Raw genomic sequence first — 15479 nt, forward strand, 5'->3', positions numbered from 1 at the left:
GGATTTCAGCGGCGGTAATTGCTGAAGAAGCTCCACATCGCGTCGTTGTCTGCCACCCATTCGTGGCCGCGATCTTCGACGACGCGGCCGATCACCCAGGCGCACTTGTTGCACCGGTTGTAGCGCGTTTCGGTAACGTTTTCGGAAAGTTCGAGCTCTTGCGGCTCTTCGCTGCATTCGCCGAGCTCGGCCCACCGCGCCAGCGCCGCGTCCATTGAATACTGCCAGTAGCCCGCGCCTCCGCCGCCTGGCGGATTGACGGTATCTGTCCCGCCCGCGAAGGCGAAGACCGGCACCGTATGATCGGGATTGCAGGTCGCCGGATCGGGCTGTTGCGGGTTCTCGGCATCGGGGTTGCCCGCGCGAAGCCCGACGACCGGCGCAATCGCAGCGAAGCGGTCCGACGCCGTACAGCCGAGCCACGAGGTCATGCGTCCGCCGCCCGAAAGCCCGGTCGCGTAGACTTGGTCGCGCGCGATACATCCCTGCTCTGCCAGCCAGTCGATCGCCGTTCCGAAAAAGGCGACATCGTCGGCATCTTCGGGACCGGGTATCTCGCCCGTGATGGTCGGCACACCAGGGATGTTCCAGACGTAGCCGCGTTCGAGCGGAATGCCGGCATCGGGCGCCGCAACGATGAAACCCTGCTTATCCGAAGTCGCTTCGAGGCGGGTCGATTTGAGCATGTCCGCGCCGTTCCCTCCGCTGCCGTGCAGTAGGAATACAAGAGGCAGGGGCGCGTCGGCGGCCGCACCGGCGGGCCGGTGGAACATCATCGTGCGCCCCGTATCGGCGACCGAAACGCGCACCGTTTGGCCCGGCGTTCCGATCCGGCAGATTTCGTGCGCCAGTGCAGCCTGCGGCAGGCTCGCGAGGCCGAGCAGGACTGCGAGCAGTCCGATAACATGGCGGATATTCATTCTGGCGACCCTCGCTTGCTTGTGTGTTTGCGGCGCATGATAGCGATTTGGCTCTGTCGCGCCATGGTTTGCTGTGCAAAGGACGCGGCATGACACAAACGCACGACGTCCTCATCATCGGTTCGGGCGCGGCCGGCCTGACCGCTGCGCTCGAACTCGCGGAGCACAAGAAGGTGCTCGTGCTCGCCAAGGGTTCGCTCACCGGCGGCAGCACGGCCTGGGCGCAAGGCGGGATCGCAGCAGTGCTCGACGCAGGCGACACGTTCGATAACCACATTCGCGACACGATGGTAGCGGGCGCGGGCCTCAACCGGCGCGAGACGGTCGAGTTCGTGATCGAGCGCGCGCCCGGGTCGATCGAGCGGCTGGTCGAACTGGGCGTGCCCTTCAACAAGGCTTCGGGCGACCTGCACTTGACCCGCGAGGGCGGCCATTCGCACCGGCGGATCGTCCATGTTAACGACGCGACCGGCTGGGCGGTGCAGGATGCTTTATTGAAAGCGGCCCAGGCGAACCCGAATATCACCATGCTTCCGGGGCGCAGCTGCGTCGATCTCATCACCGGGCGCAATGCGGAGCGCTATTCGGGGTCGGGCCGGGTATGGGGCGCCTATGCGCTCGACGAAGCGACCGGCAAGGTCGAGGCCCATGTAGCCCGCGCCACTGTGCTCGCCGCCGGCGGAGCGGGCCGCTGCTACCTCTTCTCGACCGCGCCGCGCGGTGCGACCGGCGACGGCATCGCAATGGCATGGCGCGCCGGTTGCCGCGTGTCGAACATGGAGATGATGCAGTTCCACCCGACCTGCCTCTACAATCTGGAGGTCAAGAACTTCCTCATTACCGAGGCGGTGCGCGGCGAGGGCGGCAGGCTTTACCACCCCGAAACCGACCACCGGTTCATGGCCGACTACGACCCGGAGCGGATGGAACTGGCTCCCCGAGACGTGGTGGCGCGTGCGATCGACGACCAGATCAAACGTTACGGGCTCGACTACGTGCATCTCGATATCAGTCACGAGAAGCCGGAGTTCGTGAAGCAGCATTTCCCGACCATCTACGAAAAGTTGATCGGTCTCGGCATCGACATGACCACCGGGCCGATCCCGGTCGTGCCGGCGCAGCATTACACCTGCGGGGGCGTATTGGTCGGCCTCGATGCGCGCACCGACCTGCCGGGGCTATGGGCGGCGGGCGAGGTTACCGAAAGCGGGCTGCACGGCGCAAACCGCCTGGCGTCCAACAGTCTCCTCGAATGTTTCGTGTTCGGCGAGGCGGCCGCGCGCGACATCCTGGATCACTGGAGCGAAATGGACGAGCCGCCCGCGATCCGTGAGTGGGACGAAAGCCGCGTGACCGATTCCGACGAAGAAGTGGTCATCAAGCAGAACTGGACCGAAATCCGCCGCTTCATGTGGAATTACGTCGGGATCGTTCGGACCACCAAACGGCTCGAACGGGCAGCGCACCGCATCCAGACGCTCGGGCGGGAGATCGACGACTATTACGGCAGCTTCCGCGTAACGACCGACCTCATCGAACTGCGGAACCTGCACCAGGCAGCAGATCTTATCGTGCGAAGCGCGCTCAAACGGCACGAGAGCCGCGGGCTGCATTACACCCTCGACTATCCCGAAACTCTGCCGGTTGCCGAAGATACTGTGCTCATCCCATGACTTCAGCGACTTGAAGCAACATTTTTAGCATGTGACATAGTTTGCCCGGCTTGGTAGCACGTGGGCAGATGTCCGATATCCTTCCATTCGAAGAGCATAGTTCCGAACACTTGCGCCTCGCCGTAACCGCCGGGCTAATCGGTATCTGGGAACTCGATCTTGGAACCGGGCAGGCCGCGCGCAGCAGCCAGCACGACCAGATATTCGGTTACGAGACACCGGTCGAAAACTGGAGCTACGCCGATTTCCTGAACCACGTAGTCGATGCCGACCGCACACGGGTGGACGAGACTCAGCAGCGCGCGGTCGAACTGCGGCAGGACTGGGTGTTCGAGTGCCGGATCGTGCGGAGCGACGGGAAGGAGCGCTGGATCAGTGCTGCGGGTCGGCCGATCCTCGGTTCGCAAGGAACGGTCGAACGCCTGATCGGTCACGTGGTCGACATTACTGATTCCAAGCGTGACGAAGAGCGCCTGTCGCTTATCACCCAGGAGCTCAATCACCGGGTCCGCAACATGCTTGCCATGATCCGCTCGATGATCCGGCTGTCCGCGAGCAATGCGAACGACCTGAAAGCCTTCGCGCGGGGGCTGGAGGGGCGCGTAGACGCGCTCGCCCGCACGCAGGACTTGCTGGTGTCGGAGCCGTCGCTGGTTCTCACTCCCGGAGAGATACTCCGGCGCGAACTTGCCGCCTTCGAAGGTCTGGAGGAGCGCGTGACGATGACGGGTGCGGACGCCGCGGAGATCGACGCCTCGCTGGCGCAGGGCCTCGCGCTGGTGTTTCACGAACTCATCACGAATGCGCAGAAGTACGGCGCCCTCTCGAACAAGGACGGAACGGTCACCTTCGCGGTGACACCCGACAGCGACCTGACGCTGGTCTGGAAAGAGCACGGGGGGCCTGCTCCGCGTGAGGATGTGCCGTCAGGGTTTGGAGCCAAGCTGATCCGGGGGGCAATCGGCGCGCGCGCGCGGGTCGAACCTTCGATAACGCCTGAAGGCTACGAATGCCGGATCGTTCTCGAGCCGAAACCCTGACTCCCTTGACTTGCCATTAATCGAGGTACGACACTCGGCGAAGCGTTCGGCAGGCGGCCGGCGACGGCATGAGAATTACACGATCCGATTCGATTGATCCAAACCCCCCGCGTTTATTTTTCCCGATGAAAATTTTTTGCCAGCCGGTCTTTTTCGGTTGCGGTTTGAGCGAGCCAAGCATTTCCGGCGCGTCGCGGTGTGGCATGGTGATATGACACCGATGCATATGGGGAAAACTTAGCCCTAATCGCGCATTCACCCTCTTGCGCGCGAGTCCCGCATGATTCAGTATCTAGTGGTTGGTCATAGAGGGGTGCATACCAGACCTTGGGTAGCGCCCGGATCGTCACCATATAGGAGGTGGTCCGGGACGAAGCCTTGCAAGGTGTACTCGGCATGACGGTTTCGGCCATCTTTCGGCCGGAAAATAAACGGTTTTTCGCTCCCGAACTGACTGGGGCGAAGCGACAAATATCGGGCTTGCTGCGGGCTTGCCCGAATCGAACGAATAGTGAACACCGGCGGGCGATACGAACGTCCGTCCACAGTAAGGGACGGGGCAGGTACATGGATTTCAGGAGCAGCGGTGAAGCGGGTATGGGACTCGAACGGGACGATACGATGACGGAAACCGAAACTGCGACCGATGCGAAATCCGGCGTAAGGCACGAAACAGGAAACGAGAAGGCAGCAGTAGGCATGGCAGCGGACGACAAGGGCAGCGAAGCACTCGTTTCGGCCAAGGCGAATGCGGCGCTCGCAGATGCGGTGGCGGCAGCCGCGCAGGCCAATGCGGCGAAGAGCGACAGCAAGAAGATCAACGACCGCCGGTTCGACATCAAGACCGACGCCTCGCGCGACGATCTGCTGACCGCGTTCGGCAAGGACACGCTGATCGACCGCTACCTGCTTCCGGGAGAAAGCTTTCAGGACCTGTTCGCGCGCGTGGCCGATGCCTATGCGGACGAGGGCGATGCCGATCATGCGCAGCGCCTCTACGACTACATTTCGAAACTGTGGTTCATGCCGGCGACGCCCGTTCTTTCGAACGGCGGGACAAACCGCGGCCTGCCGATCTCCTGCTATCTCAACTCGGTTTCCGACAGCCTCGACGGGATCGTCGGCACATGGAACGAGAACGTCTGGCTCGCCTCCAAGGGCGGCGGCATCGGCACTTACTGGGGCAATGTTCGCGGCATCGGGGAGCCGGTCGGCCTCAACGGCAAGACCAGCGGCATCATTCCCTTCGTGCGGGTGATGGACAGCCTGACGCTCGCAATTTCGCAAGGTTCGCTGCGGCGCGGTTCGGCAGCGTGCTACCTCGACGTCAGCCACCCGGAAATCGAGGAGTTCCTCGAAATCCGCAAGCCCTCGGGCGATTTCAACCGCAAGGCGCTCAACCTGCATCACGGCGTCCTCATTACCGACGAGTTCATGGAAGCCGTGCGCGCGGGCGAGAAGTTCGACCTCAAATCGCCCAAGACCGGCGAAGTGCGCGGGCAGGTCGATGCGCGCAGCCTCTTCCAGAAGCTGGTCGAGACGCGGCTTGCGACTGGCGAGCCCTACATCGTTTTCAGTGACACCGTTAACCGGATGATGCCCAAGCATCACCGCGAACTCGGCCTCAAGGTATCGACCTCGAACCTGTGCAGCGAAATCACGCTGCCGACCGGCGTCGACCACCTCGGCAACGACCGCACGGCAGTGTGCTGCCTGTCCTCGCTCAATCTCGAGAAATGGGACGAGTGGAGCGGCGACAAGCAATTCATCGAGGACATTATGCGCTTCCTCGACAACGTCCTGCAGGATTACATCGACCGCGCGCCGGACGAGATGGCCCGCGCCAAGTATTCCGCCATGCGCGAGCGCAGCGTCGGCCTCGGCGTGATGGGCTTCCACTCCTTCCTTCAGGCGAAGAACCTGCCGCTCGAAGGCCCAATGGCGAAGGTGTGGAACCTCAAGATGTTCAAGCACATCTCCGGCAAGGCGGAAGAGGCGAGCATGGTTCTCGCAGAGGAACGCGGCGCGTGCCCCGATGCGGAAGAAATGGGCGCGATGGAGCGTTTCAGTTGCAAGATGGCGATCGCGCCGACCGCATCGATCAGCATTATCTGCGGCGGCACATCGGCCTGTATCGAGCCGATTCCGGCGAACATCTATACGCACAAGACGCTCTCGGGCAGCTTCGTGGTGAAGAACCCCTATCTGGAAAAGCTGCTGCGAGAGAAGTCGAAGGATTCCAACAATGTCTGGAATTCGATCCTCGAGAACGGCGGTTCGGTCGCGCATCTCGACTTCCTCTCCGCAGAGGAAAAGGCGGTGTTCAAGACGAGTTTCGAGATCGACCAGCGCTATCTGCTCGAATTCGCAGCCGACCGCGCGCCGTTCATCGACCAGGCGCAGTCGCTGAACCTGTTCATCCCGGCGGATGTCGACAAATGGGATCTGGCGATGCTGCACTTCCAGGCATGGGAGAAAGGTATCAAGTCGCTCTATTACCTGCGCTCGAAATCGGTGCAGCGCGCCGGCTTTGCAGGCGGTGTCGAAGCGGACAACACCAAGGACGCAGCGAAATATGAGCTAGCCGCCGCCGGTGCGGTGGGCCAGCAGACCGACTACGAGGAATGCTTGAGCTGCCAGTAAGGTATCGCGCTCAGTGCTAGCTGTGGAGCACTCGGAATGCTGACTGTCGCGGTGTTTTTGATGTTGGTGGCGGCCGTCCTGATGGGCGCTGCCGCCAACCGCCGGCCCGAGCCGAACAAGCGAAAGACATTTCGGCGCCTGTCACTGGCCCTGGCGATCGGCGGTCTCGCGCTCGCGGTCGTCGATCTCTACGATGCGGTCGAAGACCATTCGGACGATCCGGAAGAGGTGGTCGGCGAACTCGCCCGCTAAGACTGGCTTAGTCGCTACGCCTGGCAGGTCATTTCTGCTTCGGAAAATAGACCCGATAAATTTTGGACATCGCCAGCAAAATGATGCCGACTGCAAGCGCTACTGGGACTGCGAGCGCCAAGATGTCCGGTAACCCGAACAACTCCAGCAATTCTTTCATCGGTGGGGCCGCGGCATGGGTGACATACGCCGGAAAGGCGAGAACACCCAGAAGAACCATACCCTGAAACAGCAGGTTCCGCCCCCCGGCCGATGTGCGCTGCCAATGAAAACTCACTGCGAACAAAAGCAGCATCACACCCGCATAGGTGAACAATGCCGGCTTCGTCGGTAATCCGACAAACCACTGCGCCTGCATGTTCACGCTGAACGATAGAACTATGCCGCCGAGAAACAGAACGCCTCCGCCCAGCGCCGCGGTAAGGGCCAGATCAGCGGATTTGTTATGCTCTCTGATCCATAGGCCTGCACTGAGTCCGATTAGCGTATAGCCAAGCATAACGGGGTAGCCGTAGTTCGACGACAGCAAGGTAGTGCCAAGTTTAAGGAAACCCGTCGCCTCGTAATCGAGAAGGGGGCGGACCAACTCCGCTACGCCGAAGCTCACGACCATCAGCATCAAGCTTGTAAGCAAAGGCTTCTTCGACCGGGTTATGAAGGCAAGGATCGGATAGGTGGTCAGAACCGCCAGCAGATAAAAAGCGAGAACATCGTAAAATACCGATCGCGGCCATTGCTCGTTTGCAAACCCGTCGGTGAGTAACAGGACGACAGAGCGCAGTATGGCAATAATCGCGAGACCGGACGCGACGATCAGGAAGCTGGTCTTTATTCTACTTATCAGCCGCGCACTATTGGAAAGCGCCATCGGGGACCAGAAATACCCGAGACCCAGCCCGAAGACCATCGCGAAACCCGGGGTGCCGAAGCGGAACAGCGGCCAGCTCCATTCTGCGAACGCGCTCCCGATCCATCCGGACCTCTCCCAAATAAAAGGTCCCCAGTGCGCTCCAATCACGATAAGGACCAGAATGCCGCGCGTAAAATTGATCGCGTTCCCCGTGATTGCTTGTAGTGCCGGTCCGTGGCTTACCCCGCCGCTCCCGTGAGAGGCCGCGATTTCCGCGATTGTGCGGCCCTCGAAGATTTGCTGTGCTACATGCTCGGGAATGCCGGCCTTTTCCATGCGCAACATGACGGAGATTGCCGACAGGGAATCGCCGCCCAAGTCGTAGAAAGTATCGTCACGGGCAACCGACCGCAGACCAAGAACTTCCTTCCAGATCTTTGCTATTTCAGCTTCTTCTTCACTAAACTGAGCGTCGATGTTCGTCTCTCGCTCAGCATCGCGCACATTCCCTGTCGGTGCAGGTTCAGTCAACTTCGCACTACACTCCGCTTTGAGAAGATTGCGCTGTATTTTCCCGGTTTCGGTTTTCGGGATCGTATCGAGTTCGATGACAGTGGAATCAGCTGGCCCGAGCCCGTAGTCCTTCAGGATCGAGCGCAATTGCTGCGCTGCAATCTCTTTGTCGAACCCGGTGGGGACGCACAGGCATAGTTTTTCGCCCCTCAACTGATCCGGTACACCGACCGCGGCGAATTCGCTGACCGTCGGCGAACCGGATTCTGAAAGGCTTTCCGAAAATTGCCGCTCGATAATCTCCGGGGAAACCTTGATCCCGCCGATATTAACCACGTCGTCTGCCCTGCCGAGGAAATGCAAATTTCCGTTCTCGTAACGGCCAAGATCGCTGGTTTCCAACCAGCCGTCGTCGCCGGTGATGGACGCTAGTTCACCGTTCCGAACGTATCCCTCGGCTAAGTGTGGCCCACGGACACGTATGCGATCGTCGGCTCCAATGGCGACTTCGACATCGTCCAGCGGACTGCCGACACTCGCCAGATCTTCGGAAGCGGCCTTGTCGATGCGGAGGAAGGTAGATCGCGACGCTTCAGTCAAACCGTAATGCTGTGCTATTTTTGCGTTGGGAAATAGCTTGCGTATGGCTTCCTTCTCGGTCTCGTCCATGAACTGGCTGCCGATTTCGAGCCAGCGCAATTTGTGACCGGATTTCGAGAAAACCGCTTCGTTCTGCAGGACGACACGCAGGATGGTGGGAACGGCGGAGAATGCGTTGACATCTTCATCATCCAGCATCCGCGCGAACTCATCCAAACGGAAGCCGTGTCCTGGTATGAAGCTTTGCCCGCCGGCCGCTGCGACGGCGCGCACTCTGCCAAGCCCAAAACTGAAAGTGATCGGCACGCCGATGTATTCGCGTACCTCGCTCGTCATTTCCATGACAGAGGTAATCCGCCTTACAGTTGCGCTGACGGCCGATCTGCTGATCAGTACCGCTTTCGATGTACCGGTCGTACCAGAGGTGAAACTGATCTGAGCCGGATCCTTACTATCCGACAGTTCGAAGTTCTGATCGAACCAGCCGCCGCCGCCATCGTTCTCTACGGTCTCATCGGCTGCGATGCCGTATTCCGAAACGGACTGGCCCGGTGCCACGGGCATGAGGATCTTGCCGGATTGCCACGCGCCTGCTGCAATATGTGCGAACCTTAAACTTGACAGTTTCTCTGTCGCGACGATCGTCCAATTGTGCAGCACGGTGCCCCCAAAAACACGAATTCGCGGGTAATGACATCTCGGTATTCGAGACTGTAAATGCGGATCACATCGTGTTTGTAAATAGATTGCGCATGATAAAACCCCGGCCGCGTCGTTAACGAGGCCGGGGTTAATTTTAGGTCTTTAAATCTGTTCAGACGCTGGCTTTGTTGCCCAATCCCGCCGGAATGCGCGCACCGTCCTTCAGGTATACGCGGTTGTCGTCGATCTTTTCGACATCCGAAAGAGGAATCATGTGGTGCATAGAGTCGCCGCTGTCCGACTTGGTCAGCTTGATATTGTCACCTTCGACATCATCGACGGTTCCGACGTGCTGGCCCTTGCTGTCGGCCACTTCCATATGTTCCTTGATCCTGATCTTCTCGAACATGTAATTTCCTTTCATAAGAGGGTGTGTTCAATCAATGGCCGGGCGGCGCTCATGTTCCACAATTCAGCGCATCCGGCGGCCGGTTCTACGATTGAGACTGCGACTGGGAGCCGGACGACTGCGACTGGCTCTGCCGGCGCTGACCGTCCTGTTCCTCGCGGCCCTTTTCGTCCGCGGAGTTGCCATAGGCCGCCTGCGCGCCGCCGGGCTTCGTCTCGGCCGCTTCCGCCGCGGTCTGGCCGGAGGCTCCTGCGGACGAGCCGTTGATGCTGCCCGCCTGATTGACCTCGTACTGATCGTATTCGGGCCGGGCCTCGCCCGCTTCGCTATGGACCGCCTGCGGTTGATCGCCGTCGATGCCCGAGTTCTCGCGCGCCTGGTTGCGGCGTTTCTCTTCCTGCGCGTCCTGCTGCGCTTTGCGCCGCGCTTCGTCTTCGCGGCCGCCGGTGCGCTGCGGCTCAATCGGGTTGTTCGGCTCGCCGTGCGTGACCTTGCGGCTGTCGTCTGGTTCGTATTCGCCCATGGGGAGTATCCTTTTGCATTTGCGAGGGCCTTGGTGCCCGCGCGCTCGTAAAAGTTAACGGCTGCCCCGCGCTGCCGTTCCCCCGTCTCGCGCCGCTGCGGCCCACCTGCGTGACGCATTTACCCCCGCCTGCACAAAATCTCGTCGTTATCCCCACCCGATTGACCCCTCTTGCTATCGAATCACCGGCATGGTTTCCTATGTTGGTTGTTCGCCTTTCATTCCGCTCGGACATCTGCCGGAGAAATCAACATGTCGCTGACCGAAGCCCGCAAGACCTACAAGCCCTTCGAATATCCGTGGGCCTACGACTTCTGGAAGCGCCAGCAGCAGATCCACTGGATGCCGGAAGAAGTGCCGCTGGGAGAGGACTGCCGCGACTGGGCGCAGAACCTCACCGCGCACGAGCGCAACCTGCTCACGCAGATCTTCCGCTTCTTCACCCAGGCGGATGTCGAGGTGCAGGATTGCTACCACGAGAAATACGGCCGCGTCTTCAAGCCGACCGAGGTGAAGATGATGCTTGCCGCCTTCAGCAATATGGAGACGGTGCACATCGCCGCCTATTCGCACCTGCTCGACACGATCGGGATGCCGGAAAGCGAATACGGCATGTTCCTCGAATATGAGGAGATGAAGGCGAAGCACGACTATCTGCAGGATTTTGGCGTCGACAGCGACGAGGACATCGCCCGCACGCTCGCCATGTTCGGCGGCTTTACCGAGGGGCTGCAGCTGTTCGCCAGCTTCGCCATGCTGATGAACTTCCCGCGCTTCAACAAGATGAAAGGCATGGGCCAGATAGTGAGCTGGTCGGTGCGCGACGAAAGCCTGCACTGCGAAGGCATCACCAAGCTCTTCCACGCCTTCTGCGAGGAACGCGGCTGCCTGACCAAGGCGGTCAAGGAAGACATCATGGACGCCTGCCAGAAGACGGTGCGGCTGGAGGATGCCTTCATCGACCTCGCGTTCGAGGACGGCCCCGTGCCCGGCATGACCGCGAAAGAGATCAAGAAATACATTCGCTACATCGCCGACTGGCGCCTGCAGCAGCTCGGCCTGCCCGCGATTTACATGGTGGAAGATCACCCGCTGCCGTGGCTCACCCCGCTGCTGAACGGCGTGGAGCACGCCAACTTCTTCGAAACGCGCGCGACCGAATATTCCAAGGGCGCGACGAAGGGCAACTGGCAGGACGTGTGGGCCAGCTTCGACAACCGCAAGAAAGCCAAGGCCGCGAACGAGGAAGCCGCTGAAGACGACGGTCCGGGGCTGTTCGGGGACGAGAGTGAGGGAGTGGCTGCGGAGTAGGCGTCTTCTACCTAGCTAGGTAAAACATATGAGTGGCCCAAAGCTACATGGCAATGAGCTTACGGAGCGTTTTACGATATTGAACGAGCAATATCCGAACTCCGAAGGGCAGCTATTTCCTGTTCGTCTACGCACGAGAGAAATACCGCCTGCGGGCGCTCACATTGAGTTTATCTCGCGTGCCGACGATGAAAATTTATATTATTGCAAATCCGACAAAGGCGGATTGCCTTGTCGGATGCGCGAAGCTTTTTATTCTCAATTAGCTACGGAGCTTGCATTAGCCCCACCTGATTTCAGGGTGGTTGAAGATGAGGACACGGACGAAACATTTTTCGGTTCGCGGCGCATGCCTTCAACTGCGACGGATGTGGCGCGCATCCAGTTTCTAAGAACAGAGCGAAAGGACGAACTGGGCAGACGCCTTTCGTTTCCAAGTCGTTGGTTCAGTCAACTGTATGCCTTTGATCTTTTCATCGGAAACACAGATCGTAGCGCTGACAATATCATAGCTTTGAACGATACGACGCCAATGCGACTCCGCCCTATCGATTTCTCGGCAGCAAATCTCGGAAGCTGTGGGATCACTGAATTTCCGAATGGAAAAACTGAGACAGTTCATGTAGCGCGCAAACTGCGCACGGTTCATAGCTTCTTTGAAGACTCGGCACTGCAGATGGTCGATAAGATAAGAGCCGTTCCAAGGTCGGTTATCAAAAGTTTTTTTCGCGCGATGCCTAGTGAATGGGTTGATGTGGGAGAAAGGGAACGAATTGATGAGATTTGGTCAGGTTCGCTACTTCTCGAGCGTGTTGAAGCTTTGTGCGCTGGCCTAAAAAATGGCCATCTCTTGTAAATTTTGGGTTTTGAAATTCCACTCGAACGAGTTGCGGAATGAGTGTTTGAACGTTGGTTTGTTGGTAGAGAGTGACGGAAAGTTTAGCGTGCGCCATGCACGTAAATTAGACAAGGTGCGTGCCATCTCTGCAGCACTTGACCCTAGTGATCTTCTAAATGAACTCAATCACGTAGTTGCGTCGGTCAAGGATTGCTCTTTTGACGACGTTGCTCAGCGTGTTGCAGCTAGCAGCTTCTTAGAATGTAATTTTAAAGGTACATTCACGCCGGGGTCCAATGTATTAGCTGAACATTACATTTCTGATCTGATGGTACGCTATGTGGATGCCGAAGTCGCACCACCCAAGCCAGTTCGCAAAAGACCAACAAAGCTTAGGCAAGAGATCGCAAAGCTTTTCCGTTCTGAAAAGATTCTCGCGAAGCCTTCCGAAGGTTTAGATAGTCATCGCATTTTGTATCGTCATTCTTTGGCTGAAGGGGTCGAGGCCGACTTTGTTCTGAAAAACGGAGCGTATCATGTCGTTGAGTCAGTCGATGCGAGTTCGACGGAAGTTTCCCTTCAACGTTCTCTGTATGAGATCGCAATGTCTACTTTGACCTTTGAACACGCGCGAATAGGGTTCGGTAATAATTCGGTTCGGCCTAAACTTGTTTATCAGGCTCCAGCTGATTTAGAGCGAGCGCTCGCTCCCTCTCTATACGCTGTAGAGCATCAAGGGGCAGAACTGATTAACTGGGCAAGTGAAGAAAACAAAGTACAGTTTTTAGAGAAGTTTGCGAACCTTGCCATCTCTTCTGAACCGAAACGTAATGCTCCAACGTTGTTCAATGCTAGTGCATTGCCTCCCACAAAGCTGAATTGAGTTCAAATCCCCCTCCCCGTGGGGAGGGCTGGGGGTGGGGGCGGCGGAGCAGTTTCGGGACCAGCCCACCCTGCTGCGACTAGCTTCGCGTGATCGCGATCAACCTCGTCGCCTTCGCTGCTTTCGGCATCGATAAGATCTTGGCGGAAGGCGGGCGGCGGCGGATCAGCGAAGCGCGTCTGCTAAGCTGGGCCGCGTTGGGCGGTACGCCCGGAGCTTACGCCGGACGGCAACTATTCAGGCACAAGACCCGCAAGAAAAGCTTCAGCGACAGGTTGCATACGCTCGCCATCCGAGATGAAGACGGAGACGAACACCGCCAATGCGGCGGGAAGGGCGTATTTGCGCATTGCGCCATTCTGCACCCTGCGGGCTCTTTTCGCCACTGCTTTCCTACAGCGGATCGCCAGTTCCACTCAAGCGCACCAGTCGGTCTCGTCCCCGCCCCAGCCGCTTTCGCCCGCGAGCCCGCGCTTGAGCATGTGGTCGGCGAGGAAACCTTGTCCGAGGAAGCGTTCGGTGCCGCTGACCATGCGGCGGGCACTGCGGAGCTCGCGGCCGTATTTGTCGCGCGGGGACCGTCTCCGCCCGAGAGTTCGAAGGGCTGCGCGCTCAGCCATCGGGAGAGTTCGGCGGTCGCTTCGCGGGCTCTGTCGCGCTCGGCTTCGCAAGCTCCGTCGGTCTCGGGCGCGTCGTACCCGGTCAGGCGAATGCGGCGCGGACCGGCGGCGAGCGTGTCGCCGTCGATCGCGCACATCGCGGCGCCGCGGCTGCCTTCGCCGCAAACGGGGACGCGCCCGTCGCGCAGCACCCAGGTCTCGCCCCCGGTCAGCCCGAGCCGCTGCGCGACGACCAGGAGCCCGAAGACCAGCGCCAAGGCGAGCGAGGCGCGGAAGGTGCGCAAAACGCTGCCCAGCCGCTTCTTGCGCCGCCGCTGTCGGTGCCAGCGCTGGTCGAAACGCGGCGGCCGCGCACGGCGCTTCACCGCCCGGCGCCCGCTCCCGGTATCGCATCGACAGTCCATTTCGCTTCGGCGAGGCTGCAGCCGGTTGCTTCGCGAAGGAGCTTGATCGCCTCGATCCGCTCGCCGCTGCGGACGAGCGCATCGATCCGCTGGCGGACTTCGGGCGGAACGCTCTCGAGGTCGACGGTGCGTTTCGCCGCTTGCGATACATGGCGTCGGCCCACGCCGACTCCGATGCGGTACATGACGTACGACCAGATGACGAGGATCAGGATCGGAGTGAAGCTGAGTTCGGAAAAAGCGCTCATGACGCGGCGCCTTCTGCCCGCTTCCCAACCATTCGCCAAGCCGCTATGCGCGGGGCCTTCCCGATCAAAGCGAACTTCGAAGCAAAGTGATGACGCGGCCATGAGCGAGACTGCGAACGATACGACAGGCCCGGCGGGGTCCGGCGGAACCCATGCGAAGGCGCAGGTGCTGATTGAGGCACTACCGTATTTCCAGCGCTACGCCGGACGCACCTTCGTCGTGAAATACGGCGGCCACGCGATGGGCGACGAGCGCGCCGCGCGCGAGTTCGCAGAGGATATCGTGCTCCTGAAAGCGGTGGGCATCAACCCTGTCGTCGTACACGGCGGCGGGCCGCAGATCGGCGCGATGCTGAAGAAGCTCGGGGTCGAAAGCGAGTTCGTGGACGGCCTGCGCGTTACCGACAAGGCCACGGCGGAAATCGCGGAGATGGTCCTGTCGGGTGCGATCAACAAGCAACTCGTCGGGTGGATAGCGCGCGCCGGAGGCAAGGCGATCGGCGTGTCCGGCAAGGACGGCAATCTCGTCACTGCGGAGAAGGTCGAGCGGACCGTGAAGGACCCGGACAGCCTCATCGAACAGGCGGTCGACCTGGGCTTCGTCGGGAAGCCCGCAGTAGTCGATACGTCGCTGCTCGAAACCGCTACGGCCAGCGGGATGATCCCCGTCGTCGCCCCGATCGGTGCGGGGGCGGACGGGCATACCTACAACATCAACGCCGACGTCATGGCAGGCGCGATCGCGGGCGCGCTGGGTGCGGCACGGCTGTTCCTGCTGACCGATGTCGCCGGCGTGCTGGACGATGCTGGCGAGCTTCTCACCGACCTCACGCCGCGCAGTATCGCGAAATTGAGGGAAGCAGGCACGATCACCGGCGGGATGATCCCAAAGCTCGAGACCTGCGTCGAAGCGGTCGAGGACGGCTGCGAGGCCGCAGTGGTGCTCGATGGACGGGTACCGCACGCCATGCTGCTCGAGTTCTTCACCTCGCGCGGGGCGGGCACGCTCATCCGCGCGGACGATGCTGCCGAATGACTGGCTTCCGCAGCCAAGCGTGTTATATGGTCAACACACCAACATCAGGCGCAGAACGGCGCGCTAGACAACAC

General features: G+C 60.0%; 14 protein-coding genes and 1 pseudogene. 9 read left to right on the forward strand and 6 right to left on the reverse strand.

Annotated features, from left to right (window positions below; genetic code table 11):
* Positions 1–5: 5 nt before the first annotated feature.
* Complete coding sequence (locus HUV48_RS07670) at positions 6–920, reverse strand: CE1 family esterase (protein WP_176267188.1); 915 nt, start codon at positions 918–920, stop codon at positions 6–8.
* Positions 921–1009: 89 nt separating this feature from the next.
* Here HUV48_RS07670 and nadB point away from each other — a divergent pair, with 89 nt between their 5' ends.
* From nadB to HUV48_RS07690, 4 genes are all read left to right on the forward strand, one after another.
* Positions 1010–2593, forward strand: a complete 1584-nt coding sequence (gene nadB, locus HUV48_RS07675; protein ID WP_176267189.1) for an L-aspartate oxidase — start codon at positions 1010–1012, stop codon at positions 2591–2593.
* 68 nt (positions 2594–2661) lie between these two features.
* A complete protein-coding gene (locus HUV48_RS07680) occupies positions 2662–3633 on the forward strand; it encodes a sensor histidine kinase (protein WP_176267190.1) in 972 nt (323 codons plus the stop codon).
* Positions 3634–4200: 567 nt separating this feature from the next.
* Positions 4201–6276: a ribonucleoside-diphosphate reductase subunit alpha gene (locus HUV48_RS07685; RefSeq protein ID WP_176267191.1), complete on the forward strand. Its 2076-nt coding sequence runs from the start codon at positions 4201–4203 to the stop codon at positions 6274–6276.
* Between the two features lie 36 nt (positions 6277–6312).
* The gene (locus tag HUV48_RS07690) at positions 6313–6528 is read left to right on the forward strand and encodes a hypothetical protein (protein WP_176267192.1); all 216 of its coding nucleotides are present in this window, start codon (positions 6313–6315) and stop codon (positions 6526–6528) included.
* A gap of 28 nt (positions 6529–6556) precedes the next feature.
* Here HUV48_RS07690 and HUV48_RS07695 read toward each other — a convergent pair whose 3' ends face one another.
* The 3 genes from HUV48_RS07695 to HUV48_RS07705 all read right to left on the reverse strand — a co-directional run bounded on the left by HUV48_RS07695 (position 6557) and on the right by HUV48_RS07705 (position 10065).
* The gene (locus tag HUV48_RS07695) at positions 6557–9151 is read right to left on the reverse strand and encodes an AMP-binding protein (protein ID WP_217906722.1); all 2595 of its coding nucleotides are present in this window, start codon (positions 9149–9151) and stop codon (positions 6557–6559) included.
* Between the two features lie 154 nt (positions 9152–9305).
* Positions 9306–9542, reverse strand: coding sequence for a DUF2171 domain-containing protein (locus HUV48_RS07700; RefSeq protein WP_176267194.1), 237 nt, complete (start codon positions 9540–9542; stop codon positions 9306–9308).
* Between the two features lie 85 nt (positions 9543–9627).
* Complete coding sequence (locus tag HUV48_RS07705; RefSeq protein WP_176267195.1) at positions 9628–10065, reverse strand: hypothetical protein; 438 nt, start codon at positions 10063–10065, stop codon at positions 9628–9630.
* 252 nt (positions 10066–10317) lie between these two features.
* Here HUV48_RS07705 and HUV48_RS07710 point away from each other — a divergent pair, with 252 nt between their 5' ends.
* The 4 genes and pseudogenes from HUV48_RS07710 to HUV48_RS14620 form a co-directional block, all read left to right on the forward strand.
* On the forward strand, positions 10318–11376 hold the full coding sequence (locus tag HUV48_RS07710; RefSeq protein WP_176267196.1) for a ribonucleotide-diphosphate reductase subunit beta: 1059 nt from the start codon (positions 10318–10320) through the stop codon (positions 11374–11376).
* A 28-nt stretch (positions 11377–11404) separates the two neighbouring features.
* Positions 11405–12232 carry a HipA family kinase gene (locus HUV48_RS07715; protein ID WP_176267197.1) on the forward strand — a complete coding sequence of 276 codons (828 nt, stop codon included), beginning with the start codon at positions 11405–11407 and terminating at the stop codon, positions 12230–12232.
* 46 nt (positions 12233–12278) lie between these two features.
* Positions 12279–13097 carry a hypothetical protein gene (locus HUV48_RS07720; RefSeq protein ID WP_176267198.1) on the forward strand — a complete coding sequence of 273 codons (819 nt, stop codon included), beginning with the start codon at positions 12279–12281 and terminating at the stop codon, positions 13095–13097.
* An 89-nt stretch (positions 13098–13186) separates the two neighbouring features.
* Positions 13187–13303, forward strand: a pseudogene (locus HUV48_RS14620) (DUF1294 domain-containing protein); the annotation flags it as partial.
* 210 nt (positions 13304–13513) lie between these two features.
* Here the strand turns inward: HUV48_RS14620 and HUV48_RS14350 are convergent.
* Together HUV48_RS14350 and HUV48_RS07730 are read right to left on the reverse strand one after the other, a co-directional pair.
* Positions 13514–13717 carry a hypothetical protein gene (locus HUV48_RS14350; protein ID WP_225871616.1) on the reverse strand — a complete coding sequence of 68 codons (204 nt, stop codon included), beginning with the start codon at positions 13715–13717 and terminating at the stop codon, positions 13514–13516.
* A gap of 361 nt (positions 13718–14078) precedes the next feature.
* Positions 14079–14369 (reverse strand): hypothetical protein, encoded by a 291-nt coding sequence (locus HUV48_RS07730; RefSeq protein ID WP_176267200.1) that lies wholly within the window; start codon positions 14367–14369, stop codon positions 14079–14081.
* A 100-nt stretch (positions 14370–14469) separates the two neighbouring features.
* On the opposite strand from HUV48_RS07730, the gene argB reads away from it, so the two are divergent.
* A complete protein-coding gene (argB, locus tag HUV48_RS07735) occupies positions 14470–15405 on the forward strand; it encodes an acetylglutamate kinase (RefSeq protein ID WP_176267201.1) in 936 nt (311 codons plus the stop codon).
* Positions 15406–15479 lie beyond the last annotated feature (74 nt).

It is taken from the genome of Qipengyuania atrilutea (genome assembly GCF_013370205.1).
GTDB classification, from domain to species: domain Bacteria; phylum Pseudomonadota; class Alphaproteobacteria; order Sphingomonadales; family Sphingomonadaceae; genus Actirhodobacter; species Actirhodobacter atriluteus.

What these genes read in the sequence shown, in the direction of transcription:
- HUV48_RS07670 (WP_176267188.1), bottom strand. Translation starts at nt 920, where the DNA reads ATGAATATCCGCCATGTTATCGGACTGCTCGCAGTCCTGCTCGGCCTC.
- nadB (WP_176267189.1), top strand. Translation starts at nt 1,010, where the DNA reads ATGACACAAACGCACGACGTCCTCATCATCGGTTCGGGCGCGGCCGGC.
- HUV48_RS07680 (WP_176267190.1), top strand. Translation starts at nt 2,662, where the DNA reads ATGTCCGATATCCTTCCATTCGAAGAGCATAGTTCCGAACACTTGCGC.
- HUV48_RS07685 (WP_176267191.1), top strand. Translation starts at nt 4,201, where the DNA reads ATGGATTTCAGGAGCAGCGGTGAAGCGGGTATGGGACTCGAACGGGAC.
- HUV48_RS07690 (WP_176267192.1), top strand. Translation starts at nt 6,313, where the DNA reads ATGCTGACTGTCGCGGTGTTTTTGATGTTGGTGGCGGCCGTCCTGATG.
- HUV48_RS07700 (WP_176267194.1), bottom strand. Translation starts at nt 9,542, where the DNA reads ATGTTCGAGAAGATCAGGATCAAGGAACATATGGAAGTGGCCGACAGC.
- HUV48_RS07705 (WP_176267195.1), bottom strand. Translation starts at nt 10,065, where the DNA reads ATGGGCGAATACGAACCAGACGACAGCCGCAAGGTCACGCACGGCGAG.
- HUV48_RS07710 (WP_176267196.1), top strand. Translation starts at nt 10,318, where the DNA reads ATGTCGCTGACCGAAGCCCGCAAGACCTACAAGCCCTTCGAATATCCG.
- HUV48_RS07715 (WP_176267197.1), top strand. Translation starts at nt 11,405, where the DNA reads ATGAGTGGCCCAAAGCTACATGGCAATGAGCTTACGGAGCGTTTTACG.
- HUV48_RS14350 (WP_225871616.1), bottom strand. Translation starts at nt 13,717, where the DNA reads ATGGCTGAGCGCGCAGCCCTTCGAACTCTCGGGCGGAGACGGTCCCCG.
- HUV48_RS07730 (WP_176267200.1), bottom strand. Translation starts at nt 14,369, where the DNA reads ATGAGCGCTTTTTCCGAACTCAGCTTCACTCCGATCCTGATCCTCGTC.
- argB (WP_176267201.1), top strand. Translation starts at nt 14,470, where the DNA reads ATGAGCGAGACTGCGAACGATACGACAGGCCCGGCGGGGTCCGGCGGA.